General features: G+C 35.0%; 17 protein-coding genes, 1 tRNA gene and 1 pseudogene. 6 read left to right on the forward strand and 13 right to left on the reverse strand.

All coding sequences use genetic code 11. The features are described from left to right. Positions 1–311 precede the first annotated feature (311 nt). Positions 312–500 (reverse strand): annotated as a pseudogene (locus ACFIMQ_RS05095) (2,3,4,5-tetrahydropyridine-2,6-dicarboxylate N-succinyltransferase); the annotation flags it as partial. 706 nt (positions 501–1,206) lie between these two features. Between ACFIMQ_RS05095 and miaA the strand changes: the two are divergent. Together miaA and ACFIMQ_RS05105 are read left to right on the forward strand one after the other, a co-directional pair. Continuing rightward, positions 1,207–2,079 carry a tRNA (adenosine(37)-N6)-dimethylallyltransferase MiaA gene (gene miaA / locus ACFIMQ_RS05100; RefSeq protein ID WP_375616504.1) on the forward strand — a complete coding sequence of 291 codons (873 nt, stop codon included), beginning with the start codon at positions 1,207–1,209 and terminating at the stop codon, positions 2,077–2,079. Positions 2,080–2,346: 267 nt separating this feature from the next. Continuing rightward, on the forward strand, positions 2,347–4,146 hold the full coding sequence (locus tag ACFIMQ_RS05105) for an acetolactate synthase 3 large subunit (protein ID WP_375616503.1): 1,800 nt from the start codon (positions 2,347–2,349) through the stop codon (positions 4,144–4,146). 670 nt (positions 4,147–4,816) lie between these two features. On the opposite strand, the gene ACFIMQ_RS05110 is transcribed toward ACFIMQ_RS05105, so the two are convergent. The 5 genes from ACFIMQ_RS05110 to ACFIMQ_RS05130 all read right to left on the reverse strand — a co-directional run bounded on the left by ACFIMQ_RS05110 (position 4,817) and on the right by ACFIMQ_RS05130 (position 8,204). Next, entirely contained in the window at positions 4,817–5,614 is a 798-nt protein-coding gene (locus tag ACFIMQ_RS05110; RefSeq protein ID WP_375703528.1) for a TauD/TfdA family dioxygenase, read from the reverse strand. A 59-nt stretch (positions 5,615–5,673) separates the two neighbouring features. Further along, positions 5,674–5,817 (reverse strand): hypothetical protein, encoded by a 144-nt coding sequence (locus tag ACFIMQ_RS05115; protein WP_375703529.1) that lies wholly within the window; start codon positions 5,815–5,817, stop codon positions 5,674–5,676. A 407-nt stretch (positions 5,818–6,224) separates the two neighbouring features. After that, the gene (locus ACFIMQ_RS05120) at positions 6,225–6,626 is read right to left on the reverse strand and encodes a hypothetical protein (protein ID WP_375703530.1); all 402 of its coding nucleotides are present in this window, start codon (positions 6,624–6,626) and stop codon (positions 6,225–6,227) included. A gap of 67 nt (positions 6,627–6,693) precedes the next feature. Continuing rightward, positions 6,694–7,047 carry an MFS transporter gene (locus ACFIMQ_RS05125; RefSeq protein WP_375703531.1) on the reverse strand — a complete coding sequence of 118 codons (354 nt, stop codon included), beginning with the start codon at positions 7,045–7,047 and terminating at the stop codon, positions 6,694–6,696. A 230-nt stretch (positions 7,048–7,277) separates the two neighbouring features. After that, positions 7,278–8,204 carry a D-2-hydroxyacid dehydrogenase family protein gene (locus ACFIMQ_RS05130; protein WP_375616501.1) on the reverse strand — a complete coding sequence of 309 codons (927 nt, stop codon included), beginning with the start codon at positions 8,202–8,204 and terminating at the stop codon, positions 7,278–7,280. 1,040 nt (positions 8,205–9,244) lie between these two features. Between ACFIMQ_RS05130 and ACFIMQ_RS05135 the strand changes: the two genes are divergently transcribed. From ACFIMQ_RS05135 to ilvC, 3 genes are all read left to right on the forward strand, one after another. Further along, positions 9,245–10,366, forward strand: a complete 1,122-nt coding sequence (locus ACFIMQ_RS05135) for an ATP-dependent RecD-like DNA helicase (RefSeq protein ID WP_375616708.1) — start codon at positions 9,245–9,247, stop codon at positions 10,364–10,366. An 82-nt stretch (positions 10,367–10,448) separates the two neighbouring features. Further along, on the forward strand, positions 10,449–11,183 hold the full coding sequence (locus ACFIMQ_RS05140) for a pyridoxine 5'-phosphate synthase (RefSeq protein ID WP_375616709.1): 735 nt from the start codon (positions 10,449–10,451) through the stop codon (positions 11,181–11,183). A gap of 1,556 nt (positions 11,184–12,739) precedes the next feature. Beyond that, positions 12,740–13,759, forward strand: a complete 1,020-nt coding sequence (ilvC, locus tag ACFIMQ_RS05145) for a ketol-acid reductoisomerase (protein WP_375616710.1) — start codon at positions 12,740–12,742, stop codon at positions 13,757–13,759. Between the two features lie 130 nt (positions 13,760–13,889). Here ilvC and ACFIMQ_RS05150 read toward each other — a convergent pair whose 3' ends face one another. The 5 genes from ACFIMQ_RS05150 to ACFIMQ_RS05170 all read right to left on the reverse strand — a co-directional run bounded on the left by ACFIMQ_RS05150 (position 13,890) and on the right by ACFIMQ_RS05170 (position 21,473). After that, on the reverse strand, positions 13,890–15,281 hold the full coding sequence (locus tag ACFIMQ_RS05150) for an amino acid permease (RefSeq protein ID WP_375703532.1): 1,392 nt from the start codon (positions 15,279–15,281) through the stop codon (positions 13,890–13,892). Positions 15,282–16,210: 929 nt separating this feature from the next. Continuing rightward, positions 16,211–17,611, reverse strand: a complete 1,401-nt coding sequence (locus tag ACFIMQ_RS05155; RefSeq protein ID WP_375616712.1) for an amino acid permease — start codon at positions 17,609–17,611, stop codon at positions 16,211–16,213. A gap of 760 nt (positions 17,612–18,371) precedes the next feature. Further along, positions 18,372–19,004, reverse strand: coding sequence for a LysE family translocator (locus ACFIMQ_RS05160; RefSeq protein WP_375703533.1), 633 nt, complete (start codon positions 19,002–19,004; stop codon positions 18,372–18,374). Next, the gene (locus ACFIMQ_RS05165; protein WP_375616714.1) at positions 19,001–19,609 is read right to left on the reverse strand and encodes a fumarylacetoacetate hydrolase family protein; all 609 of its coding nucleotides are present in this window, start codon (positions 19,607–19,609) and stop codon (positions 19,001–19,003) included. Before ACFIMQ_RS05165 ends, ACFIMQ_RS05160 begins: the two co-directional genes overlap by 4 nt. Positions 19,610–19,898: 289 nt before the next feature. Continuing rightward, positions 19,899–21,473, reverse strand: a complete 1,575-nt coding sequence (locus ACFIMQ_RS05170; protein WP_375616715.1) for a TerC family protein — start codon at positions 21,471–21,473, stop codon at positions 19,899–19,901. 436 nt (positions 21,474–21,909) lie between these two features. Here ACFIMQ_RS05170 and ACFIMQ_RS05175 point away from each other — a divergent pair. After that, a tRNA-Lys gene (locus ACFIMQ_RS05175) sits at positions 21,910–21,985 on the forward strand. Positions 21,986–23,624: 1,639 nt separating this feature from the next. Here the strand turns inward: ACFIMQ_RS05175 and ACFIMQ_RS05180 are convergent. Then, positions 23,625–24,575: a YbhN family protein gene (locus ACFIMQ_RS05180; RefSeq protein ID WP_375703534.1), complete on the reverse strand. Its 951-nt coding sequence runs from the start codon at positions 24,573–24,575 to the stop codon at positions 23,625–23,627. 24 nt (positions 24,576–24,599) lie between these two features. Then, positions 24,600–26,342, reverse strand: coding sequence for a YbaL family putative K(+) efflux transporter (gene ybaL, locus ACFIMQ_RS05185; RefSeq protein WP_375616717.1), 1,743 nt, complete (start codon positions 26,340–26,342; stop codon positions 24,600–24,602). Positions 26,343–26,375: the final 33 nt, after the last annotated feature.

Genomic DNA, 26,375 nt, shown 5'->3' on the forward strand with positions numbered 1-26,375 from the left:
AAATCCATTGAGAACAATCATATTTGATGCTGAATAAAAGTATAAGTTGGCACTATCATATAGCATTAACCCGTTCTCAATGTTGCAACAGTTCTTGCAGTGAGACGGTTCATTATAGGCATTTTTAATCTTTTCTTATATAGTTTTTATCCACACGGTAATCCCACTTGTGATGTGTGCAAGAGGGAAGATTGATTCAACATAGAATAGATTTGAAATGAGAGAATTCTTTTGTTCGAGGTTGTTTTTCAAGTTCAAGACAATGAATTATCATTATAAATCAATACTGTGTCTCATTGTGTCAAAGATCATTAATGAATGTTTTTCTTTCGTGTTTTTTGATCAACGCGTTTTACTATAGCAAAACAATAAAGGCTTGGATTCGCTTTACCATTTGGTAATGGTTTCCAGAGAGAAAATCTAGCACGACCATTGAATAGGCTTGGTACTTTACCAATAAAAATTTCACCTGTTGTACGATCAATAATCTTTGTCGATTTTTATCTCTGTTTGTGATGTGTACGCCAATGGTATTGATATGATGCTTTATGAGAAGAGAAAAATGAGGAAATCATATGATATTGGAGATTCTCATCCAAATTGAAAAATGCTATTGTAAATATAAAGAGTGTTTTATTCCATGGGATTTGCAGTGCTTTATGATTATGCTTGGTGTGCTATAGCGAATGTTTTTTCACTTCAGTTTAAAAAAGTCATCTTGGGGAAAAATTATATTATATTCAATCAGTTATAGATATTGATACCTTTCTTTGAGGGATAAAAAAATAGTTGTAAAAAAAAAGAGAGGGTGAAGAAGAAAATTTTTGAGGCTCTTATTATAAATCAGCCTAGAATGCTTTTTTTATAGGACAAAATAAAGCTGTTTGATTGTATAGATTAAGCTTCCGTATTATGTTCACCAATGATGACAAAGAGTATGTTTTTGATGTAATGGAAAGAATTATTATAGCTGTGGATTGTTATTGAATGATGATAACAAAAATGCTTTGAAATTTTTTTGATGTTGTTATTAAGTTCATTTGTTTTTTTAATAAGTTTCATGAGATTTTCTTTGTATTAAAAAGAATTTGTGTTCGTATTTTTGTTTAAAGTGTTTACTTTATGATCATGGAGAGAAAATACAGCGGCTTTAGGGGACTGTCATGCATGTTGCAATAAGTTACTGATAGGTAGGGGGTGCTATTCATGACACAGAGAACGATTACATTAATAGCGGGGCCAACGGCGAGTGGGAAGTCAGAACTTGCCTTGCACATGGCTCAAGAAAAAAATGCTCTCATTATTAATACTGATTCAATGCAGGTTTATGATGTTTTAAATATTTTAACAGCACGACCGAGAGAGGCTGATACTGCGATTGTTCCCCATTATCTTTATGGTCATGTGAGTCCTACGTTGAATTATTCAGTAGGGCAATGGTTGTGTGATGTTGAAAAGCTATTGGCTACTTTTTCTTTAAGATCAGTTATTTTTGTTGGTGGGACAGGACTTTATTTTCGTGCTCTTTTAGAGGGGATTTCGGAAATTCCTCATGTTCCAGATGTTGTGCGGCAGAAATGGCGTCTGCTGCTTGATCAAGAGGGACCTGAAAGTCTTTATGACCAGTTGTTACAGATTGATGCTGGTGTTGCTGAAAAAATTTCTTCGCAAGATAGACAGCGTATTGTTCGTGCTTTGGAAGTTTATGATGCAACCGGTAAGAAGCTCAGTTGGTGGCAGAAGCAAAAAACAACGCCTCTCATTGCGTCGAATTTCGCTGAAAAAATTCTTCTCATGCCATCACGCCCTCTGCTTTATGAACGCATTCATAAACGTTTGGACTCTATGATTGAAAGAGGAGCGTTAGAAGAGGTGGTCGCCATGAAGAATCTTATGCTTTCTCCTTCGTTACCAGCAATGAAGGCTATTGGTATACCTGAATTTATGGCTTATTTGGATGGATATAGAAGCTTTGAGAATGCTCTTGAAGATGTGAAAAAACAAACGAGGCGGTATGCAAAAAGACAAATGACATGGTTTCGTAATCAATTTGATGAAGATTGGATGCTTATTTCTTGATGAAAAACTGGAGCTTTGCAGAAAAATTGCGAAAGATAAAAGATAATTCGTGAAGGAGAAATTTTTTAGAAAATATAATTTTTTATTGACGAATGGTATCAATGGAATTAAAAATCTTTCTATAAGGAATGTTTTTATATACTTTATGCGTTGCAATAGTGGGGTGATCATACAATATGTGTTGTGTAATAGGCTCCTTTGGGGTCTTTTTTTATGGGCTCCGTTAGGGGCTTTTTTATTGTCCTATCAAGTAGGTGAGTGGGAAAAATGAGAAATGATCCAAGAAAGCAAGAGAGTGCAGATGGAAAAATAATGTCTGGCGCTGAAATAGTGGTTCAGGCTCTTATAGATCAAGGGGTTAAACATATTTTTGGTTATCCTGGTGGGGCTGTTTTACCTATTTTTGATGTTCTTTATCATCAAGATATACTCCAGCATATTTTAGTGCGCCATGAACAGGCGGCAGGGCATGCGGCTGAAGGCTATGCACGCAGCACTGGAAATGTAGGTGTTATGCTTGTGACTTCTGGTCCAGGGGCAACGAATGCTGTTACACCTTTGCAAGATGCACTCATGGATTCTATCCCTCTTGTTTGTTTTTCTGGTCAGGTACCGACAACAATAATTGGAACAAATGGCTTTCAAGAAGCTGATACGGTTGGTATTACAAAGCCCTGTACGAAGCATAATTGGCTGGTCAAAAACGTCAATGATCTTGCGGAAATTATTCATGAAGCTTTTTTTCTTGCTCAATCGGGGCGTCCAGGACCGGTTTTGATTGATATTCCTAAGGATGTTCAATTTGCTTCAGGATTTTATAGAGCACCTAAAGTTCAGGAAACTTTGCATTCTTCTCCATCGTTGAAAGGGAATATTAAGGCTATCGAATCTGCTGTTTCTCTTTTAGTTGAGGCAAAACGTCCTGTTATTTATTCTGGTGGTGGTGTTATTTCATCGGGGATGAAAGCTATACAGCTCTTGCGTGATTTGGTTCAATTGGGAGATTTTCCGATTACATCAACACTCATGGGACTTGGTGCTTATCCTGCTTCTGGCAAAAATTGGCTTGGAATGCTGGGAATGCATGGAACCTATGAGGCTAATATGGCCATGCATGATTGTGATGTTATGTTAGCCGTTGGAGCACGATTTGATGATCGTATCACGGGGCGCCTTGATGCATTTGCACCTCATGCGCGTATTATTCATATTGATATTGATCCTTCTTCTATCAATAAAATTGTGAAAGCAGAAGTTCCAATTATTGGTGATGTGGCTTGTGTTTTAGGAGATATGACGCAACTCTTAAAGATACAGCAACCAGCGTTTAACAGTGAAGTCCGTGAGGCGTGGTGGACGCAAATTAACCGTTGGAAAGCTCGTAATTCATTGGCATATGCGGAGAAAAAAGATGTCATCATGCCGCAATATGCTCTTGAACGACTTTATGCTCTGACCAAAGATGTCTGTCCTTATATTACAACAGATGTTGGACAACACCAGATGTGGGCAGCGCAGTATTATCACTTTGATGAACCAAAACACTGGATGACTTCTGGTGGACTTGGAACGATGGGGTATGGTCTGCCAGCTGCGATTGGTGTTCAAATAGCGCATCCTGATGCACTTGTTGTATGTATTTCTGGAGATGCTTCCATTCAGATGAATATTCAAGAACTTGCAACAGCTATTCAGCATAACACATCTGTAAAAATTTTTATTTTAAATAATCAGTATATGGGAATGGTTCGCCAGTGGCAGCAATTGCTGCATGGTAATCGTCTTTCTCATTCTTATACGGAGTCTATGCCTGACTTTGTGAAATTGGCACAAGCTTATGGAGCCGTGGGAATTTATTGTTCAAAACCCGATGAACTTGATGATAAAATTCAACAGATGATTGACTGTGATAAACCTGTTCTTTTTGATTGTCGTGTTTATCATTTAGAAAATTGTTTTCCCATGATTCCATCGGGATGCGCTCATAATGAGATGTTATTACCTGATGAGGCAAGCGAGGAAGCTGTGGCAAATGCTATTTCTTCTGAGGGAAAGATTCTTGTATAAAATGAATATATTAATAAAATAGTGAAGGATGGTGATGATGAAGTCTTTGGAGTCTTCATCTCTATCTCTTCTTTGTGGAGAGTCCCTATTATCCTTAGAGCTTATTTTATGATTTTCATTCTTTGTTTAAAGACATGGGGTGTATTATTATTTGTTCATCTAAAAAATGTTATAAGCCGTGTGCTCAATTATGTGTGAATTTATTTGTACGCGATGTTTGTTTTTTTAATTCATATGTTCACATTAATAGCTATTTCGGCGCATTTTTTAGATAATACATTGAATTATCTGTTATAAATTAATTATGTTGTCTCATATATGAAAGATTCCATCGTGCAAGAAAAAAGCTTCCGTGTTTGAAGGGGGCAACCATGCAAGCCGTCATACTTGTGAAAACAATAGAAAAGTTTGTCACTATGTTTTTATTTCGCCTTATGAAATTATTCCAAATCGCTCTTTCAAGAGCTTGATAGGAGAGTTCCCTTAGCGCTTGAAAGGAAGGGAAGAAATAATAAAGATCAAATGCAACCATAGAACATCAATTGGCCACCACAGCTTATAATCAGGTAGTAACCTCACCTGATTATGTGGGAGAAATCTATACATATGAGATGTATCGTCAATATATATAAACCAGAATAATACTCACCATTATATCATTATCAGGACATTAGCATTGAAAATCAAATACTCTTTCTTTTATTTGTTCTACATATCTATGATTCCATAAATCTGCAGACACAAACACTCTTTGAATCCACCGCATTGGATTTTTATAACGATCAAATGATCCCAAAAATTTATCTCTAGAGTGTAGAGCCATTCTGTTATCAATGTATAATAATCTTCCTGGTTGTACATCAATTCCAAAGGATACAGCCTTAATAGTTTCATAAAAATGATCTAAAGCTTCCTTGGCTTTTTTTGACTGTGCCTCTAACATGCCTGGATAAAAAACAGCGCTGATATCTGGGAATTTACCGTTCCCTTGAATGAGGGGCACTTTACTTGTAGAGGTTACCCCATTTTTTCTCCATCTATAAGGAACATTAATTATGTATAAATTATCCTTTAAGCTCCTCAAATCCTCCTCACTTAAAAGTTTTAAAGCTAGACGTGCATCAAATATTCTCGTTAACGGACCATCAACATCATTGCGAACACCAGATAAAAGGACCCCTTCAGGAGATAAATTTAAACCCGTTATAAATTTTAGTGCAGCATTTTCTATATGAAAATCTAACTCAATTTCAGATCCTAATCCTGTATAATCTTTTTTATTATCTTCTAAAGGAACTAGGTTATTTGCTATATGTTCGCCTTCAAACTTAATTGAATAAGGCTTTCCGATCAATAAAGAAAACATCATAATTAAATTTTTGCTAATATAGCCACTTTTACAAGACACATCTAAATTATAAGGATTAGGTGACGTATTAATTTGTCTATCAATAGGATAGGTTTTCAAAGATTAAATATGGTCTAGGGGTAATCGGCATCTTTTGATTCATAAGAATTATCAATATTCTATGAGATAGCAGCGAAAATGCTATTTTTTAGCTCAACCGAATATTCAATACCACTGTATGGATCATAAATAACATGGCCTAAAGCCTCCCAAAGTTTATCTCTTTCGACATTGCTCAACTCAAAAGTACTTTCATTTATCATTATAATTTCCTCCCCAATTATATTCCCCTACTTTTTTATTAAGAAAAGTGAAAAAACAATAATTAAAATCAGCCATGTTAGTAAATAAGTGTCTGTAAAATCTTGGATTAATCCAAATAATGGTGGAGCAGTAATAATTGCGATTTGATTTACAAACATTGCTAAACCCAGAGAAAAGCTAACGCTTTCTTTCGGCGAAGAGTCTACAATATAAGCAACCCAAGGGCCATACTATCCCATTCCCCCAAAAACTAACCAAGCAGATAAAATAGTTAAATAAATTATGGATCCACTCATGCCTAAAATTAATATTAAAAATCCAAAAACGACTGCAATCACGCAAAACAAGACAGGAAAAAATCGTTCTTTTCTACAATGATCACTCCACGCTGCTAAAATAATTTTTCCTAAGGCACCAGAAGCTTGTAAGACAAAAAATAAATAAGCACTTCTACTAAAGACAGGTGATCGATTCTATAAAAATAAATCGTTATAAAAATGGTTAAAACATATTGAACGATCACAAGTGAAACGCCTGAAAAAATAATATTCTTCATATGCGGTGCAGTTAACATCGCAAGACGAGACTTTACATTTGCATAGAACGAAACTTTTGCCTTGCTTTCTGGAACGATAGCTACAACTTTTGTTGGTGAGTGATAAAAAATAATAAATATACATCCCCCTAAAAAAGAAACGATGGCACCGACCAAAAACGCACCTTGTATGCCATAGACAAGCGCACTCGCAGGAAGAACCATCCCAGCTAATGTCCCACCTAATGGTAGCCCCGCTCGCCTTATTCCCATTGCAAATCCGTGCTGCGATTGTGGAAATCATGCAGAAACAGATTTAGCGCCACCAGGTTGAGCAGAACTATAAAATCCCCCCTACAATGAGCAAACAAACCAAAAGGGAAATATAGTTTTCTGCAATTGCTCCCAATAAAAGAGCGATAGAAACGCTGAGTGCGCCAACTCCAATAATATAGCGCTCGTTAAACTTGTCTAGTAATTCACCAGCTACAAGTAATCCAATAATAGGTAGGAACTGCGCTGCTGAAGACAGCAAACCTATCTGAGAGTCACTAGGCGAGAAATCCTTCTTAAAAAATTCAGCTAAAGGACCAATCCCTTGAACAAAGAAGCAGGCTGATGCTTGAACGATAGTGGCAACAAGTAATACAATCCATCTATAATAATTGTTTTCTATAAATTTATTATTGCTCACTATGCCCCCCTCCAATTAAAGTGTATTCCAATGAGGTAGCCTTTTTAATAATGATTGCAGCAATAAATGAGGTATTTTATGCTGATTACATAAAAATCTGTCAATACGATTGGTATTAATATGAAAGCTAAGGAATATGCTTAATTTAAGGAAATAAGCTATTATGTGTCGTACAAATTTGATACGCTAGCGATATAAGATAAATTTTACAAACATTGGCTCAGCCGGCATTAAGTGCTCTTCATAAAAGAAGCTATATTTTGGCAAGCTTTTTCAAAATAACTCTCAAAGCTTTCTTCAGTTACATAGCCCAGATGCGGTGTGCAAAGAACTCTATCTGATTGCAATAATTTGCTCTCATATATTGGCTCGCTGTCATAAACATCCAGTGCAAAGTAAGTTGAATTTTCCAAACTGAGTATTTTTTCTATCGCCCCTTTTTCAACCAAAGCTGAACGCGCTGTGTTGACAAAAATAGCATGAGGTTTCATGCTCAATAGATCATTTAATTTTATGATTTCTCTGGTTTTATCGCTTAAACGTAAATGGACGGATATAACGTCAGGACGTGTAAAAAATTCATCTTTTGAATGCGTAAAATGATAACCTAAATTTTTTGCTTCTTGCGTTGAACGCTCGCTCCCATAAACCAAAATGGACATGCCAAAAGCTTGAGCATATTGAGCAACCATTTTACCAATACGGCCAAACCCGAATATTCCAAGAGTAGCCCCTTTCATTTGGTTGCCAAATGTTGTTTGCCATCGTCCTTTTTTCATATCAGATACAGATTTACAGAGTTTTCTACGCGCAGACATAATTAAGAGCCACGCAAATTCAGCAGCAGAAGTTGGATCTCCACCACCGTCTAATATTTCAATTCCTAAGTCTCTACAAGTTTCTATATCAATATGTGAACCTATAGGGCCTGTTTGGCAGATTAATTTTAAATTTGGCAGTTTCAGGAGAAGATTTCTATCAACTATAGTCCGCTCTCTGATTAAGATCAGAATATCTATCTCTTTGAGCCTATCTTCTAAATCATATTCTTTAGCTAAATTATTTATAACCAGCACTTCATGCGATTTCATTAATTTTGTAATAGACTGTAATGTTAGGGTAGCTTTTTGATAGTCATCTGGAATTAATATTTTCAATTTAAACCTCCTGTTTCATTCATCAATATTTGAGTTCATTATTTCATTTCTAAAACAACCAAAAAGCAATATCACCACTGATATTTTGACATAACGCCAAGCCTATTAACAATTATCCCCCTTGATTTCATTGTTATTTCTAGCAATAAGAATAGCATTAATCAGTTAGTTTTTATAAACTTTAAAATATTGCGACAAAAAGAAAAAGTTTGACTCAGTAGATGGAGAATTGCGCTTTTCTCATATTCTAGAGGACGAACCTGAAGTGCTACGCTGGACTAACCATGTCCCAGTTTTCTTATAATAGACTACCAAGAAGGACATACTTACGAACCAGATTTTATTGTTGAAACAGAAAAAGCTACATATTTGTGCGAGATAAAGCGTGCTGCATATAAGTGTGATATCTCTCTTTATTCGTTGAGATATCACTTAATTTGTAGCATGAAGAGTAAATTTATTAAAATCATGATAAGAGGACGATAGGAACTTTATAGGTGTATCATCATAGGATTAAGTCGTTTTGTTGAGAGCTATTTCTATTTCTGCCAAGAGGTTTTCGATATATTTAATTATTATTTCGTAATAGTGGATGTACTTTATTTTTATGTGCAAGAAAGCTGATTGATTGTGTAAAATAGTATTCATAAAATGACATTATTCTTATCCTGTTAAGGACATTTTTTTTAGCGAGAGTTTTGCAAATGCAATATTCTTTTTCTTATTCTAAATTTTGGTTATAAAAAGGTATACTAGGTGTTATTTTAAATTTAAGATATGCATATTCCATTGTTGGTGTTACTTTTGTAAAAAATGATATTTTATTCGATAAATATAAAGTGTTACCAAGAAGATCGATGTATAGATAAAATTTAGATTGTTACACTATCTTGAAAAAGTAATGGGTCAATAATTGATAATTGTGCTACAAAGGTTGTTAGATGGGCGTGTATCAGCAATTCTTAATAAAAAAGTTTTTTTTGATAGTCGTTTTTTTTCAAAATACTGCTTTTTTTATGCAAATCTTATATTGGTAAGCTATGCAGTTTTCACGGGAACAGGATAATGCATTGAAGGCTGTTGCCGCGTGGTTGAGGGAAGGGCGTTCTCCTCTTTTTCGCCTTTTTGGCTATGCGGGAACGGGTAAGACGACGCTTGCGCGCTATTTTGCAGAAACAGTTGATGGTTCTGTCCAGTTTGCTGCTTTTACAGGGAAGGCGGCGCAGGTTTTACGTTCTAAAGGTGCAAGCAATGCTTGTACGATTCATTCATTGATTTATTGTCCGCGTGGAGAAGAGGAAGTTTCCGATGAAATTACGGGAAAAAAGTCTATTGCTCCAACATTTACATTAAATCGAAGAAGTGCTGCTGCACAAGCTAAACTCATTATCGTTGATGAATGCTCGATGGTCGATGAACAATTGGCACGTGATTTAATGAGCTTTCGGACGCCAATTCTTGTTCTTGGTGATCCAGGTCAATTGCCTCCTATATCAGGTGGAGGTTTTTTTTCGAATGGGGAACCAGATTTTCTTCTCTCAGAAATTCATCGGCAAGCGCGAGATAATCCGATTATACGTCTTGCTATGGATGTACGTGAGGGACGCGATATTGCTTATGGTGATTATGGAGAAGCGCGCGTTGTTACACGTAAAGAGGTCAATCAACAATTGGTTTTGGATGCTGATCAGGTTTTGGTAGGGATTAATCGTACACGCCACCTTTATAATCAACGTTTACGTATGTTAAAGGGATTTACAGCAGATTATCCGCAAGCGGGGGATAAGCTTGTGTGTTTGCGAAATGATCCTCCCAAAGGTTTGTTAAATGGCTCTTTATGGAAGGTGATGACTTCACAGAAGGAAACAGTTAAACCAAGTATTAATCTTCTTGTGAAACCAGAAGAAAGTGAACGTGGGGTAGCAAAGATTAAACTTTTAAAAGCAGCGTTTGAAAACCCTGATCAGGAAATTTCATGGCAATTAAAAAAGCGATATGATGATTTTGATTATGGGTATGCATTGACGGTTCATAAAGCGCAGGGTTCTCAATGGGATAACGTCGTTTTGTTTGATGAAAGCTTTGCATTTCGTGATATGTATGCACGCTGGCTTTATACGGGAATTACCCGCGCAGCAGAGCATTTAACGATTGTTCGATAGAGAAAATATGTGTATCATTCAAATTTCAGATGGAAAATGCCTTTTTCTATCTTGTTACACACTGTAAAAAATGGAAATGGGCATGGCGGTGAAACTTTCGGTTAATCTTAATGCTGTTGCTGTTTTGCGCAATCGACGTAATCTTCCGTGGCCAAGTATCGAGAATATTGGGCATATAGCGCTTGCTGCTGGAGCAGCAGGTTTGACGGTTCATCCGCGCCCCGATGAAAGGCATATTCGTTTTGCAGATTTGCCAGATATATACTGTTTAATAAAGAACAATTTTCCTACGGCTGAGTTTAATATCGAAGGTTATCCAAGTGATCAATTTTTGGATATCGCTGAAAACTATGCGGACCAGATTACCCTTGTTCCTGATGATCCAGATCAGTCAACATCTGATCATGGGTGGAATTTTGCTCGTAATGCAGAATTTTTAGCACCTATCATTCAGCATTTAAAAAAAAGAAAGATTCGTGTCTCACTTTTTGCTAATCCTACTGTTGATGGTCTTGATATTGCTAAGGCAGTGGGCGCTGATCGTGTGGAATTTTACACTGGACCTTATGGTGCTGCATTTCAGGATAAAACAAAACAAGAGCAAGAGCTCAGTAAACTTGTTTTAGCAGCCAGAAGAGCGAAAGAGTTGCAATTAGGGATGAATGCAGGGCATGATCTAACAATTATGAATCTTCCTGCTCTGGTTAAAAATATTCCTTGGCTTGATGAGGTTTCTATTGGCCATGGGCTTATTGCTGATGCATTAGAGTATGGAATGCATGATACTGTTCAGCGTTTTATTCGGTTATTATCGTGATCTTTTTCTCTCTATAAAATTGGAAACGAAATCCTTATAAAGCTTTGCTAGTTTATCTAAAAAAGCAATTTTATATATGTTTAGTTGATTTTCTCCCCACTTCTCAAAGAATAGAGATTCTTACCAGCCTGGTCTGTCAACAGTCTCCAGCTTCTCTCACGGGCGGGCTCATCCTGCTAACCACTCACGCGGTCCACTTTATAGGAGCGACAGATAAGTCCTACCCTGAAATACTGATCACGATATCTAAAAAACACTTAATATGTAAAGTTTTCATGCCTTATATCATTGCTCTAAACAACGGTGTTTTACGGCGTAATAGAATAAATAACACTATTAGCATGCATTATAAATATTCTATTGCTGTTCTGTTTATTGGGAGCATTCTATTTTTGTGTTTTTTAGGGCATGAAATGCTTTTTTATTCGTAGCCTCCATTATGGGGAAGTTTTATCAAATCTTCTTACTATAATTTTTTCGAAGGAATATAGGGTTTTATAAGTATTTTTCTTATAAGGGATTGGCGTAGAATTCTTAATGGATCAGTGCACAAAATTTTCTTGAGCTTAATAAGGTGTTTTAAAGATGTCTTTCAATATGTTTGAGTTCAGTTCTCCACGCTACTTGTAAATAGTATAATGTAAAATCTCCATGCATGATATAAAATCTCTTATGTATCACCATTTTACGTCATCAAGACATAAGTTAGCACTATTATTTTTTTCTAGTTTAATATTGCAGCAGTTTTTACCATGAGAGGGGGCATAAGACATCTTTACATGCAATCTTGCTTGTAATGTGCAAGGGGAAATGAGGATTTTTATCATGAAGAGATTAAAAATCAGAAAATGCTTTTTATGAATAGGCTCACTGCAATAAGAGCGATTATAACATTGGGAGTGAGAAAATAGAATGATAATATCAATTTGTCGCTTTATGAGGTAAAGAGAGGTAAAGCTTAGACTCTTACAAGGGTGGCTCTTGAAAAGAGTTCGAGCACATTAGGCGTTTTTTAATAAGCGTATGAATGAATAACGCAATGGCATTCTGTTTCGTGTGTAAGGCGCGGCTATTAAAGAAGGTAGAAAGTAAAAGTGTTTATTTGATTATTCTAAAAATAGTGCTGTACATGCTTGTGAAGGCTATACTAAAACAATACTTGTTATTTTATAATTTTTCTTGCTATCCATATTGATTTGGTTCATGTTAAAAATTGTATGTTGTATTTTGATTTTTAGGATATAACATTTTGTTGCGCGGTGGAAGAATAGAATATTAGTAGATATATTTTATTTAGAAATCTTGTTTTGTGTAATATATTGTTTTTATAGAGCAGCAGTTGAAGTTTATTTGGAAATCCGTATATGTTTTGGGAATGTTTGGGGACCACAGTTTTTTCTACGCAATATGTAAATTTTAAAAGATTATTCAATTGCTCTGTTCTTATAAGCGGCGTTTTTTGTCTTTATAGTGTGTGATGCACGGAAGATAATGTTTCTTATTTAATACAAATAATCTGAAATCCAGTTTGAATAGAGAAAGAAGGAAGTGTTTTTATGCGTGTTTATTATGATCGTGATGCGGATGTTAATCTCATTAAAGGGAAAAAAGTAGCCATTGTTGGTTATGGGTCTCAAGGGCGTGCGCACGCTTTAAATTTGAAAGATTCCGGTGTCCAAAATGTGCAAATAGCTTTGCGTTCAGGGTCGCAAACAGTTAAAAAGGCCACAGCTGATGGTTTTGAAGTGGTGAGTGTTGCTGAAGCTGCAAAATGGGCAGATCTCATCATGATGGCAACACCAGATGAATTACAAGCTGATATTTATAAAGAGCATATTCATGACCATTTACGTGATGGGGCGGCGATTGCTTTTGCGCATGGTTTGAGTATTCATTTTGGTTTGATTGAACCTAAAAAGACTGTTGATATTGTGATGATTGCTCCTAAAGGTCCAGGTCATACAGTTCGTAATGAATACCAACGTGGTTGTGGTGTTCCTTGCTTAATAGCGGTGGCGCAAGATGCTTCAGGGCATGCTCATAATGTAGCATTATCTTATGCATGTGGTCTTGGTGGTGGACGTGCTGGGGTCATTGAAACAACTTTTAAAGAAGAATGTGAAACTGATCTTTTCGGTGAACAAGCGGTTCTTTGTGGTGGTCTTGTTGAACTGATTCGAGCAGGTTATGAAACACTAACTGAAGCTGGTTATGCATCAGAAATGGCTTATTTTGAGTGTTTACATGAGGTTAAATTGATTGTTGATCTTATGTATGAAGGGGGCATTGCAAATATGAATTATTCAATCTCTAATACAGCTGAATGGGGCGAATATGTCTCTGGTCCTCGTGTGATTACGGATAAAACCAGAGCAGAAATGAAACGTATATTGAAAGATATTCAAACGGGTAAATTTACATCGAATTGGATTCAAGAATATAAGGCTGGTGCTGCTCATTTTAAAAGTATGCGGCGTTTGAATGATAATCATCCTATTGAAGAAGTGGGTAAAAAACTTCGTTCTATGATGCCTTGGATAAAATCGAATGCTTTGGTTGACAAAGAGCGTAATTGAAGCTTCTACAGAGATATTTTGTAAACAGCTTTTATAATTTTATAGATAAATATCAAAAAAGGGTAACTAAAGTTACCCTTTTTTATATGTTTTCTTGCACAGAGGATTTATTTTTTAGGGCTATGTTTTTTTAAGTTTTCGCATAATTCTTTCTTCCAAAAAGAAAGTATACAATCCCTAAAAATATAAACCATGCTGGAGTATATTTTAAAGCTATGGCAGTATCAGCTTCTAATGATAATAAATAAATAATGAATGCAAAGAAAATGAGAATTCCCCAACACATAAAAATACCTCCTGGCATTTTATAAGGAGAAACAGTATGCTGGAGAGGACGATTGCGACGATAGACGATATAGCTGATCAAAATGATAGACCATACAAATATAAACAAAATTGCAGCAATTGTCGTAACAATTGTAAAAGCAGCTATGAGGGTTTGAGATAACGATACAACTGCATAACCTAATAAGATGCATATACATGAAAAGAATAATGCGTTGGCTGGAACGTGGTTACGAGAAAGTTTTCCTAAAAATTTAGGCGCACCTTTTTGTGTTGCTAGCCCATATACCATACGGCTGGTAGAAAAAATTCCACTATTTGCTGAAGATGCAGCAGCTGTGAGGACAACAAAATTCATCAAACCAGCAGCAGTGGAAATGCCAATAAGTTCGTACATTGTTACAAACGGACTTTTTTCTGGGCTGATTTGATTCCAAGGTGTCACAGACATAATTACAAGAAGAGAGAAAATATAAAAGAATACAATGCGGACTGGTATTGAATTGACAGCTTGTGGTAAGACTTTTTGAGGCTCTTTGACTTCAGCAGCAGCTGTTCCAGCGAGTTCAATGCCAACAAAAGCAAAAATAACAATTTGAAATCCAGCAAAAAAGCCTGTAATTCCTCGCGGAAAAATATTCCCACCGTTCCATATATGGCTAAGAGAAGCGACCGTACCATTTGGAGAAACAAAACCTGTAAAGATCATATAAAATCCCACAACAATTAAGACTAAAATTGCTACGATTTTGATAAAACCAAACCAAAACTCAAGTTCGCCAAATAGTTTTACGGCGACAAGATTAAGGATTAAAAAAAACATAAGACTTATTATAACGGGAATCCACGGATTGAGCTCAGGCCACCAAAAGTGTGTATAAGTGACAATAGCAATAATTTCAGCAGTTCCAGTGACAATCCAACACAACCAATATGTCCAGCCGATAAAGAATCCAGTACATGGCCCTAGAAGATCGGTCGAGAAGTCAATAAAAGATCGGTATTGTGTATTAGAAAGTAATAATTCTCCCATAGCACGCATGACAAAGTATAGAGCACAGCCAATAATCGCATAAACGAATAGGATTGAGGGACCTGCTACACTGATTGTTTTTCCTGATCCCATGAAGAGACCTGTTCCAATCGCTCCACCAAGGGCTATAAGTTGTATGTGGCGGTTATGTAGTCCACGTTGCAATTTCTTCTTAGACTTTTTTTCTAAATTTTGTTTATTCATTTTTGGGAGGTTCCCTTTAGTTATTTTAAGATAAAATTACCCTAAAAAAGGTAATCTCTTCTATCGAAACATGATATAGCTAGGGAGTAAAGGAATATTTTTTGCAATTCCATGTGAATAAAGAAAAAATATTACAAATTAATGATATAATTATTTTGTAAAACTATTAACATAATATAAATTTAGTATAAAATTTTAATTTTTGATTATTTATACATATTAAACGATATTATATATTACAATATATTATGAAATATTTACATTTATATTAAATAATATATTAATAATTTATGTATTTTATATTTAAATTAATTATTTATAAAATTTTTATTTTATATAAAAATATAGTTATTTTAAAATACTTTAACTTATTTTAATAAAATTAAATATATCTGTATAATAAAATTTAAAAATAATAATTAAAAGTTATTCTACATAAAAAATATTTTCATATAATCTTTTTTATTGTAGATAATTGTTGGGATATATTCTATTTAGAGCTGTATTTTTAATTTTGAGAAAAAGTTGAATGCAAACTTTGTTTTTCTGATGTTTTAGATAAAATCTAAATGCTTGAGGAATAAACAATGTAAGTGAAGTTTATAGAGAATTCTTTGCAAATCGCTTACGTCTTATCCTATTATGCCGTAAAACACCGTTGTTTAGAGTGGTGATATAAGGCATGATAAGCTTTAGATATTAAGTGTTTTTAGATATTGTGACCCGTATTCAGGGTAGGGTTTGCCCGTGGATCCTATGAAGTAAACTGCATGAGTGGTTATCAGGTGGAACGCTGCCCGAGAGAAGCTAGACTGTTGACAGACCAGTGGCTGGTAGGAATCTCCTTCCTTTGAGGTGTGGGGAGGAGGTCAAGCGGAAAAAGGGTAAATTTAGTTACCCTTTTTTGAGATGTTTTTTATGTACAGATTTTATTTATTATTTTGAGATGCGTATTTTCTTACGAACATGAAATACATTATACCTAAGAAAATAAACCAGACTATACTATATTTAAAGGCTATTAGAGTATCAGGTTCTAATGTCAATAAATAGAGCATGAAAGCAAAGAAAACTAAAATGATCCCACACATGATAACACCTCCTGGCATCTTATAGATGGATTCAGCGTGTAGATGAGGGCGATTGCGACGATACACAATATAGCTAATCAAAATGACAGACCATACAAATAAAAATGCAATAGCCGAAATGCTCGTTACAATTGTAAAAGCACTTATAAGGCTTGGAGAGAGTGAGGCAATTGTATATCCTATTAAAATACATAAGCAGGAAAAGAATAGAGCGTTGGCTGGAACATGGTATCTAGAAAGTTTACCTAAAATTGGAGGGGCACCTTTTTGTGTTGCAAGTCCATATATCATACGGCTGGTAGAAAAAATACCACTATTTGCTGAAGAGGCAGCTGAGGTGAGAACAACAAAATTTACCAAGCCAGCAGCTATTGGAATGCCTGCAAGCCAAAACATCGAGACAAAGGGGCTTTTATCTGGAACAATTTGATCCCAAGGTGTGACAGACATAATTACAGCGAGAGAAAAAATGTAAAAGAGTACAATACGGACTGGTATTGCATTAATTGCTTTGGGGAGAACTTTTCTAGGTTCTTTGACTTCAGCAGCGGTTGTTCCAGCAATTTCTATGCCAACAAAAGAAAAAATGGCAATTTGAAATCCAGCAAAAAATCCTGTCATTCCTCGCGGGAAGATATTTCCATCGTTCCATACGTGATTGAGAGAAGCAACTGTGCCATTTGGAGTGGTAAAGCCTGTAACAATCATATAAAATCCCACAATAATTAATGCTAAAATTGCTACGACTTTAATAAGACCAAACCAAAATTCAAGCTCACCAAATAGTTTTACGGCAAAGAGGTTAAAGATTAAAAAGACACTAATACAAGCAAAAACAGTAAACCATGGATTGAGTGTTGGCCACCAAAAGTTCATATAAGTGATGATGGCAATAATATCAGCAGCTCCCGTTACAACCCAGCTTAACCAATAGCTCCAGCCAACAAAGAAAGCGATTCCCGGTCCTAGCATATCGGTTGAAAAATCAATAAGAGATCGGTATTGAGAATTAGAAAGCAACAATTCTCCCATAGCGCGCATGACAAAGTATAGAGCAAAACCGATAATAGCATAAACGAGTATGATGGAAGGACCTGCTACACTAATTGTTTTTCCTGATCCCATGAAGAGACCTGTTCCAATAGCACCTCCAATGGCTATAAGTTGTACATGTCGGTTGTGTAGCCCACGCTGCAATCCATCGTGAGAATTATCTTTTAAATTTTGTTTGTAGTCCATTTTTTGGGGGTTCCCTTTAATTATTTTGAGATTAAATTACACTGAAAAAACATTATTTTGTATCGAAGCATGATATAAATGAGGTGTAAAGGAAAAAAACGTTTTTTATGATTTTGTGTGGATAAAGAAAAGAATATAGTTTTGAAAAAAGAGAATGTTTTCATCTTAAATAAAGTAACGGATATTTGAATATGGAGTTTTTTGTTATTTTGATAACAAATTATAGATGATTTTTAAAATTATTTCAGAAAGTTATCAGAAGTTTTTATGGTTTTCTAAAATTTATTATTTTTAATCAGTATGTTATTTGTTTTTATTGGGATAAGGGGAGTTTTAATTTTTGCTCAAATAGCGCTAGACAGTTGTCATTTGAGTTTAGGAAAAAGTCTTTAATAATAGAAAATTTAAATGATTTCTAAAATCATTTTTCTATTTTTATGATGCTATTATAAGTGAGAAGGAATTACTTTTGTTTTACAAAAGAAAAGAAGAATATCATAGTTCTTTCTTTTAAAGTGGTGAATAAGATGTTCCTTTAGATATTGATAACACTTGATAAAATGTTGCGAGAAATTCGCATTCTTTATACAAAACGTCTTTATGCTATGATACTGGAATGCAGCGTAATTCAATTCTTCAGAGAAAATGAGAAAGAACTGGTGGTTTTATAAGTTCTGTTAGAGATTGGAATATTAATAGCGATAAAGAGAATCATAAAAAGATTGATCTGTTAGCTTTGCAATTTGTTATCAAAATAACATTATCCAAAAAAAATGGAAAAAGAAAATAGAGATAAAACTATTCCTGTCGCAATATTAATGCATCCTTTTATTTTTTTCTTTTTTAAGGTGGCGCTTGCGAATGATATAAAAATGGTCATTAAAGTAAACCATGTAAAGATGTTGAAGGAATGTATCGTTACAAGTTCAAAGCCTTTTTTAATGCTACCGCCAGAAGCTAAGAATTTTGGAAAGGCTGCTATGTAAAATATTGATACTTTGGGATTTAGTATTTGTGTCAAAAAACCATCCATATAGCTGGTAAAAAGCTTTGTTGTACCGACAATGCTTTTTTCATTCGTTGATATTTTTTCTTTTGAATTTAAGCTGTGTATTCCAGATTTAATCGATTTAAAGCCCATATATAATAAATAGCAGCTTCCCATGAGTTTTACTAAAAGAAAGAGCGTTTTGTTGTTGAGAATGAGTGCTGATACACCTAATATGGAAAATGCTCCATGTGCATATGTTGCTGTACATAACCCTAAAACGTTCATAAATGCGTTCTTTTTCCCCAATCTCGTTGCATTATCGATGATAAGGGCCATGTTCGGTCCCGGTGAGATGACTAAAAAAAATGAAACAATGAAAAAGGTTAGTATTTGATGACTCATTCTACTTTTAGCTCTGAGATTAATTGAGCTTCAAGATATAATTCTATTCTGTCAAATTTAGAGAGTTTTCCTACGCCCTGTGGAGTGCCTGTGTATATGATATCACCACGCCTTAGCTGAATGTAGTGACTTAAAAATGATATTATTTTCTCAAAGCTAAAGATCATATTTTTCGTATTGCCAATTTGCTTCGTTTCGCCATTTAACTTCATTGTAAAGGTTATTGGGTTGTTTATTTTTTCTTTGTTTATGAAGTCAGAGACGTATGCCGCTCCTTTAAATCCTTTAGATAAAAGCCAAGGAAGCTTTTTTTCTTTCAGTTTTGTTTGCAAGTCTCTTGCGGTAATATCAAGACCTATTGCTACGGCATCATAGCATTCTTCTGCTTCTTTCTCTGTGACCATGAAAGTGTCCTTTGAGATTCTGAGAACAATTTCAGTTTCAAAATGGATTTCTTTAGAAAAGTTAGGAAGATAAATTTCATTACCTAAAATGAGAGAACTATTTGGTTTGCTAAAGATAACAGGTTTATCTTCAACAAGATTGCCCATTTCATGAGCATGTTCAACATAATTGAGTCCAACACAGTAAATGTCATTTATCATAGCAGAGCCCCCAGTTTTTCATTTTTCTTTGTATATACAACAGATTGATTTCAATAATAATTTGGCATTATTCATACTGAATAAGAATCTTGAATAGTTTAAGAAGCTCTCATTCCAAATTATCAATGAAAACTTTTTTGCACTGAAAATTCGTTGATAACTTAACTTTTGTACATTCATTATTTCACGCTTAAAAAAATATGACAATACAATTAAGTCATCAACTGCCTATTTTTTTACTTTCTAATTATAAGAAAAATCCTTTTATTTACTTTATTTATTAAAAGAATTAAAATTCGTTTTTTTCTGGTAACGCAAGTGGAGAAATAAGGACTTTAGATATGTTCCGACGTTCCATTTCGATAACTTTAAAGCGTAAACCATCCGTTTCAAAATTTTCCCCCTCATTCGGTAAATGACCAAATTGCCAAAGCATAAAGCCTGCCAGAGTCGTATAACGATCTGCTTCATCAACAAGATTACGCCCAAGATAACCACTTAAACGTCGGATATCAGCATACCCCTCTACAAGAAGACTTCCATTTTCAAGTTGTTCTGCGATCATGAGTTCTTCATCGTCATCAGGAAAGTCACCTGCAATAGCTTCAAGAATATCAGTTGGTGTTGCAATCCCTTCAAAAGATCCGTGCTCATCAACAATAATTGCAAGCTGAATCGAAGAATGACGTAATTGCTCCATCAATCGTAAAACACTTGTATTTTCATGAACAACAAGGGGCTCTCGCATCGCTTTTTTCCAATTAATCTTTTTTCCCTCAGCCAAATTCAAAAGAAGATCTTTTGTCAATGCAACGCCAACAAATTCATCCACTTTTTCACGCGCGAGAATTAAACGGCTATGTTTAACTTTTTGTAATTCTTCACGCATTTCATTTTCATCAGCATTTAAATCTAACCACTCAATCTCATTACGTGGCGACATAATAGAGCGAACAGGACGATCAGCTAAATCGAGAACGCCACGAATCATCTCTTTTTCTTCTGGTCTAAATAACTCAGAAGCTGCGGACTGTTCAGCAATAACATCTACAGTCTCAGCAAGATTACTATCTTTGCTTCCTCCTCCTAAGAGCCTCAAAACAGCATCAGCTGTTCTACTACGTAGATCATTCGTTTTAATCATTTTTTCACGGTTACGACGTCCAATTTGATTAAAAGCTTCGATGAGAACAGAAAAACCAATAGCAGCATACAAATACCCTTTTGGAATATGAAAACCGAATCCTTCAACAATAAGCGTAAAACCAATCATCATCAAAAAACCAAGGCAAAGGATGACAATAGTGGGATGACGATTAATAAAACGCATAAGAGGGCCAGATCCGCACATCATTACTGCCATAGCAGCAATCACTGCGATATACATAACTGCTGCCTGCTCTTTTGCAATCATACCTGTTGCTGTAATAATACTATCTAGTGAAAAAACAGCATCCAGCACCACTATTTGAATAATTACTTGCCAAAAAACAGCATAAGCAACGCCTGTTTTTCTTTCATGTGATACTCCTTCTAATCTTTCATGGAGTTCTAAGGTTCCCTTTGCTAGCAAAAAGGCTCCACCACCGATTAAAATAAAGCTATGCCAACTAAAGACAAAAGATGAAAGTGAAAGAATTACCGTGTCCAGCCTCATAACCCATCCAATAACTGTAAGAAGGAAAAGCCGCATCATTAATGCTAAAGTAAGACCTATAAAGCGTGCACGGTCACGCAAATGCAGAGGCAATTTTTCAGCTAAAATTGCAATAAAGATAAGGTTATCTATTCCTAAAACAATTTCGAGAAAAACCAACGTGATCAAACCAAACCACGCATGCGGATCAGTGATCCATTCCATCATTTCTTACCTTTTAAAAGCTTAAAAGCACGCGATTGACAAAAAAAATCCATGGGCTTTTATTTGTGTATTGAATCATGAACATTGAATGTAAAAAAACTGATACTCAAAGAAAAAAATAGCAAACTATTGCTTAAATGCATATGAGTATTGATAAAACAAAATGATGCTCCAACTCGCCTACAACCACAAGAAGGTTCCTCTAAATTTTGCTCGGGCATTATGCTCGATGATCCTCCAACTATAGGTTTTGTATAACAATCAGAACATTTATTATAGAGCTTCTTATAATGGGTTTATTTTTATATAAGATCAAGTGGTGAATATCATATTTTTAATCTTGCGGACAATGAGGCTATATAAAAAACAACAAAATATCTAGACATCCACTCTTAGGAGCGTTATAGAAACGCTCATTCTCATTTTTTGAGAAACTTATGGGTGATTAGCTCAGTCGGTAGAGCAGCTGACTCTTAATCAGCGGGTCGTGGGTTCGATCCCCTCATCACCCACCATTTGGTTTTATACCATAAATAACTTATTGATTGCGTATTTTTTTAGGATATTCAATAAAATTGAAGAGTAGGATTTCCCCATATGCAGTTGTTTAAGGGTAGTTTGTTGATATAGCTTGTCATCATTTTATATTTTAACATTCGCTTTTGGACCAATTTATTTTTTTTAAGAGAGCTTAAAAATCCTTTGATGTGTCTTGTCTTTTTAGAAATCGCAATTGGTGAGGAGAAGTTTCCTATCAACAATTGTATTATTTAAAGAATTATAAGAAAACTGTTCTTATTTCTTTTAATATAAAGTGACTAAAAGTTTTTTGGAGTTCTGGCCTATTGTTTAAAAACAGAACAATCTTTCTCTTTTAGTTGTGCAAGTAGGTAACGTAGATATTGTCTGATAATTCTCGCACTTAAACAAAAAAAATCTGTAATAATCATTGGTACTCTAATAGTCGGATCAAGGTCAACAAAGTGTTTAGCGGTCCAGTACAAGAATAAAATCAGATCAGTTTAACGGATCAACAGTAATATCTGCTAAACGACAGAAAATAAGCTTTCATGAGGCTTTAAGTTTTAAAATATTAAACTGTTCAGTTACTCCCGTTAAAGCTTAATTGTTAAAAATATAGATATTGAAAAATCCGCTAAAAATTATATAATGCATTGATTTATAATAATTAATTATTCTTCTTTTGAATAAGATACTTTAATATCGTAGGCTTATTTTATTTCAGTCTCTTTATAGTCAATCAATTAAAATCATTCATTTTTTGTACTTCATAAGTGGGATAAGGGTGGGAATAAAGATTATTGAAGAAAAGAATGTAAATGTCTCTTATTAAGGTTCTCAAGTGTTAAGAGGTGCCATAAAATTGGGAGTGAAAAATAGTATAATTGTGCTGGCTTGCTCTTTTATTGAGCATAAAGATGATGGTGCATAATGGCTTTACTATCGTGTCATTTACGAGGGTTATCATGTAATGGTGGTGATGAGCGCTGAGAGAGGTTTCTTAAAAAAAGCGTGTGAATTGGCAACGAGATGGTATCTTGTTCCTTGTGAGAGGCGTTATTCTATTAAAAAACGCGATGAATACAAAGTGTGATACGATATGTGCACACATTATATTTCTGTATTTTTCAGAGATGAAAATTTCGTAAAAAATTTTTCTAGATTTTTGTATGATCATTTAGGGGAACTTATTGAGGGTTATTGAAGTGTTCTTGCTCTATCATGCTTTCTCTTTTTCAAACAATAAAATGAAGTTATTTTCAGATAAAGGTTTTTAATTTTGCGCATTTGTTTTCTGCAAAAAGTTTTGCAATCATGTGCTTTATCCAACATAAAAATCGATTACATGATGAAATAGCTGCTTTAATATTCAAGATTAAATGTTAATTAAAGGTTATAGCAACGATTGTTTTTCTATACGGATATATATTTTAAAGTTTATGAGAGCTTTTTTGAAGAAAAATATTTCTATGTTTTTCGTAGAGCAAGATTCTTATAAAGAATGCGCTCAAAATTTCAATGTAAAAAAGATAAATACAAATAATGACTGCTTAATCCACATATACAATTGAACTTAGCATGACTATATCATTGATATGCACAGCAAAAAAATCATTGATAGTTTTTATTTATTCAGGTGGTGTTTTTAGGGGGACTTTTCCAGTATTGTTGCACTTCAAAAATGGCAACCACAAATAATGAAATGATGAGTGGTATGATCAAATAAAGTATTCTAAAGACAATAAGGGCTGCGATAACATCGGTTGGATTTATATTGGGCATGCCTGTTATGAAGAGAGCTTCAAGAACGCCTACTCCTCCTGCAGGAGCATTGGAGAGAAGAGTGATCGTAAAAGATGCTAGAAAAACACCAAGAACAGAGATAAAATGGATATCTGCATTGTTTGGAAGAACAGCATATATAATTCCTGCTGCTCCTAAAAGCTCTAGAGGGCTAATGAGAAGCTGTTGAATAACAATTTTCAGCTGTGGATAGGAGAGTTGAATTTTTTTACCCAAGCGTAAGGGTTTTAACTGAAGCCAGCTGCCAAACGTATAAAGTGCTATACAGCTGAGTAAAATTGCTCCAACCGTCGTTCCCAACCATTCAGGAAGTTCTTCATGAATAAGGGTGATAATTTCGGGTTGCAAAACTAAAACGATTCCCAAAAGTAAGATTGTGCCGATGACAAAAGTAAAAGAGCAAAAACCTACTAATATTGCGATTTCTGTTCCATTTAATCCTTTCATTTTATAGGCACGATAGCGCACGACAGCACCAGAAAAAACTGAAGCGCCAATATTATGTGAAAGTGCATAGGTCGTAAATGAACATATAGCGATAAAAATCCAAGAAATTTTATGGCCCAGATGTTGTAAGGCAATCCGATCATATCCAGCAAGAGCAGCATAAGCTAGGAGAGAACATAAACAGGCTAATAACCAGTGCTGTGCATTTAAATTGCTCAAGCGTTCCAATACATCTCCAAACGAAATGGCAGAGAGCTTTATATAAAGAATCCGAATAGATATCAGCATTGCTAAGATACCAATTAATGGCCATATAAATTGCTTTATTTTCACGCGTCTTTATCCATTTTCTGTGTTTTATAAATTTTCATGATTGAGCATATTCTGTACAGAGCTTTGTTCCGTTATATGCTCTATAATGCCATTTGCAATTTCTTCATCATCCGTTACTACAACATCAGCACCTAAATCAACGAGATAAGCTGTTTCTGTATCGGATAATGCATGCGTAATTATCTGGATATCCTTCTTCATATCACGTATATTCACTATACATTCTCCTACTTCAATGGTACTTCGCATTGTAATAACAACTTTTTGTGCGCTATTTATATTTGCTGCGGTCATTGTTTCTTGTTGAATGATATTGCCACAAATAGCCTCAAAGCCATCTGCAATTGCTTTATCAGAGAGGCGTTTTGATTCTTCTACGATCACTATAGGTTTCCCTCTGTTTATTAAAGATAATGCAACACACTTACCGATACGACTATAGCCAATAATTACGATATGGTTGTTTTTTAAGGTTATCGGTAAAAAATCTTGGTCAGGATCTTTTGGATCAATATCAATAATTGTTTGGGTATTTTGTGAAGTTGCAGACAATTTTTCTAGATGCTTTTTAATTTTGTTACAGACCATGAAAACAAGAGGATTGAGCAAAATAGAAAAAATTGCTCCTCCAAGAATTAAATCATGGGCGTCATTGTTTAAAAGTCCTAAGCTTAAACTTAAACCAGCAAGGATAAAGGAAAATTCTCCGATTTGGGCAAGGCTTGCAGAAATAGTCAAAGCCGTTGCATTAGAATAGCGAAAAGCTTTAACGATGAAAAAGGTAACGGCAGATTTTCCGATTACAATAATGAATAAGGTTGCTAAGAGTGGAAAAAAATGAGTCAAGAGTTTCTCTGGGTCAAATAACATACCTACAGAAACAAAAAAGAGAACAGAAAAAGCATCGCGCAGTGGTAAAGATTCTTCAGCAGCACGGTGACTTAAATCTGATTCGCTCATAACCATACCAGCAAAAAAAGCACCAAGAGAAAGAGAAACACCAAATAAATGAGCGGCTCCAAAAGCTACTCCTAATGCAATAGCAAAGACGCTAAGACGAAATAATTCACGTGATCCCGATTGTGCACTCATTTTTAGAAGCCATGGGATAACGCGTCGTCCAATGACAAGCATAAGTGCGATAAATACAATTACTTTCAGGATGGTGAGACCAAAAATACCCCAAATACTTAAATCTAACCATTGAACAAGAGGATCCAACGCTTCTTTTTTTGTATTGCTGAGGGCACTTGCCAAGGAAGGTATGAGAACAAGTATAAGGACCATTGCTAAATCCTCAATAATTAACCATCCAACGGCAATGCGTCCTTTTTCTGTTTCAATAAGATGACGCTCTTGCAAAGCACGTAGAAGGATAACCGTACTTGCTATGGATAAAGCTAGACCAAAGATCAAACTACCACTAAAGCCCCATCCCATGATCAGACCAAGGCACAAACCTAGAAAAGTAGAAAATGCCATTTGTGCAATAGCAGCGGGGACAGCAATAGCTTTGACAGATAAAAGGTCTTTTAATGAAAAGTGTAGCCCAACACCAAACATTAGCAAAATAATACCAATTTCAGCCAGTTGATTAATGATGACGGAATCTATTTTAAATCCACCTGTATTGGGCCCCACAATAACACCCGCTAATAAATAGCCTACAAGTGGTGAAATACGCAAACGGTTAGCAATCATTCCCAAGAGAAATGCTAAACATAAGCCTGCAACAATAGTTGTGATAAGTGGTGTGTCGTGGAGCATGAATTATTTACTATTCTTGATCAAAAAGCGAAT

Origin of the sequence: Bartonella sp. AD13SXNS (assembly GCF_042196465.1) — a bacterium.
Lineage (GTDB): Bacteria > Pseudomonadota > Alphaproteobacteria > Rhizobiales > Rhizobiaceae > Bartonella.

Bases quoted from the DNA above. Each gene is read 5' to 3' on its own strand.
- miaA (WP_375616504.1), top strand. From the start codon at position 1,207: ATGACACAGAGAACGATTACATTAATAGCGGGGCCAACGGCGAGTGGG.
- ACFIMQ_RS05105 (WP_375616503.1), top strand. From the start codon at position 2,347: ATGAGAAATGATCCAAGAAAGCAAGAGAGTGCAGATGGAAAAATAATG.
- ACFIMQ_RS05115 (WP_375703529.1), bottom strand. From the start codon at position 5,817: ATGATAAATGAAAGTACTTTTGAGTTGAGCAATGTCGAAAGAGATAAA.
- ACFIMQ_RS05120 (WP_375703530.1), bottom strand. From the start codon at position 6,626: ATGGGAATAAGGCGAGCGGGGCTACCATTAGGTGGGACATTAGCTGGG.
- ACFIMQ_RS05135 (WP_375616708.1), top strand. From the start codon at position 9,245: ATGCAGTTTTCACGGGAACAGGATAATGCATTGAAGGCTGTTGCCGCG.
- ACFIMQ_RS05140 (WP_375616709.1), top strand. From the start codon at position 10,449: ATGGCGGTGAAACTTTCGGTTAATCTTAATGCTGTTGCTGTTTTGCGC.
- ilvC (WP_375616710.1), top strand. From the start codon at position 12,740: ATGCGTGTTTATTATGATCGTGATGCGGATGTTAATCTCATTAAAGGG.
- ACFIMQ_RS05150 (WP_375703532.1), bottom strand. From the start codon at position 15,281: ATGAATAAACAAAATTTAGAAAAAAAGTCTAAGAAGAAATTGCAACGT.
- ACFIMQ_RS05155 (WP_375616712.1), bottom strand. From the start codon at position 17,611: ATGGACTACAAACAAAATTTAAAAGATAATTCTCACGATGGATTGCAG.
- ACFIMQ_RS05160 (WP_375703533.1), bottom strand. From the start codon at position 19,004: ATGAGTCATCAAATACTAACCTTTTTCATTGTTTCATTTTTTTTAGTC.
- ACFIMQ_RS05165 (WP_375616714.1), bottom strand. From the start codon at position 19,609: ATGATAAATGACATTTACTGTGTTGGACTCAATTATGTTGAACATGCT.
- ACFIMQ_RS05170 (WP_375616715.1), bottom strand. From the start codon at position 21,473: ATGATGGAATGGATCACTGATCCGCATGCGTGGTTTGGTTTGATCACG.
- ybaL (WP_375616717.1), bottom strand. From the start codon at position 26,342: ATGCTCCACGACACACCACTTATCACAACTATTGTTGCAGGCTTATGT.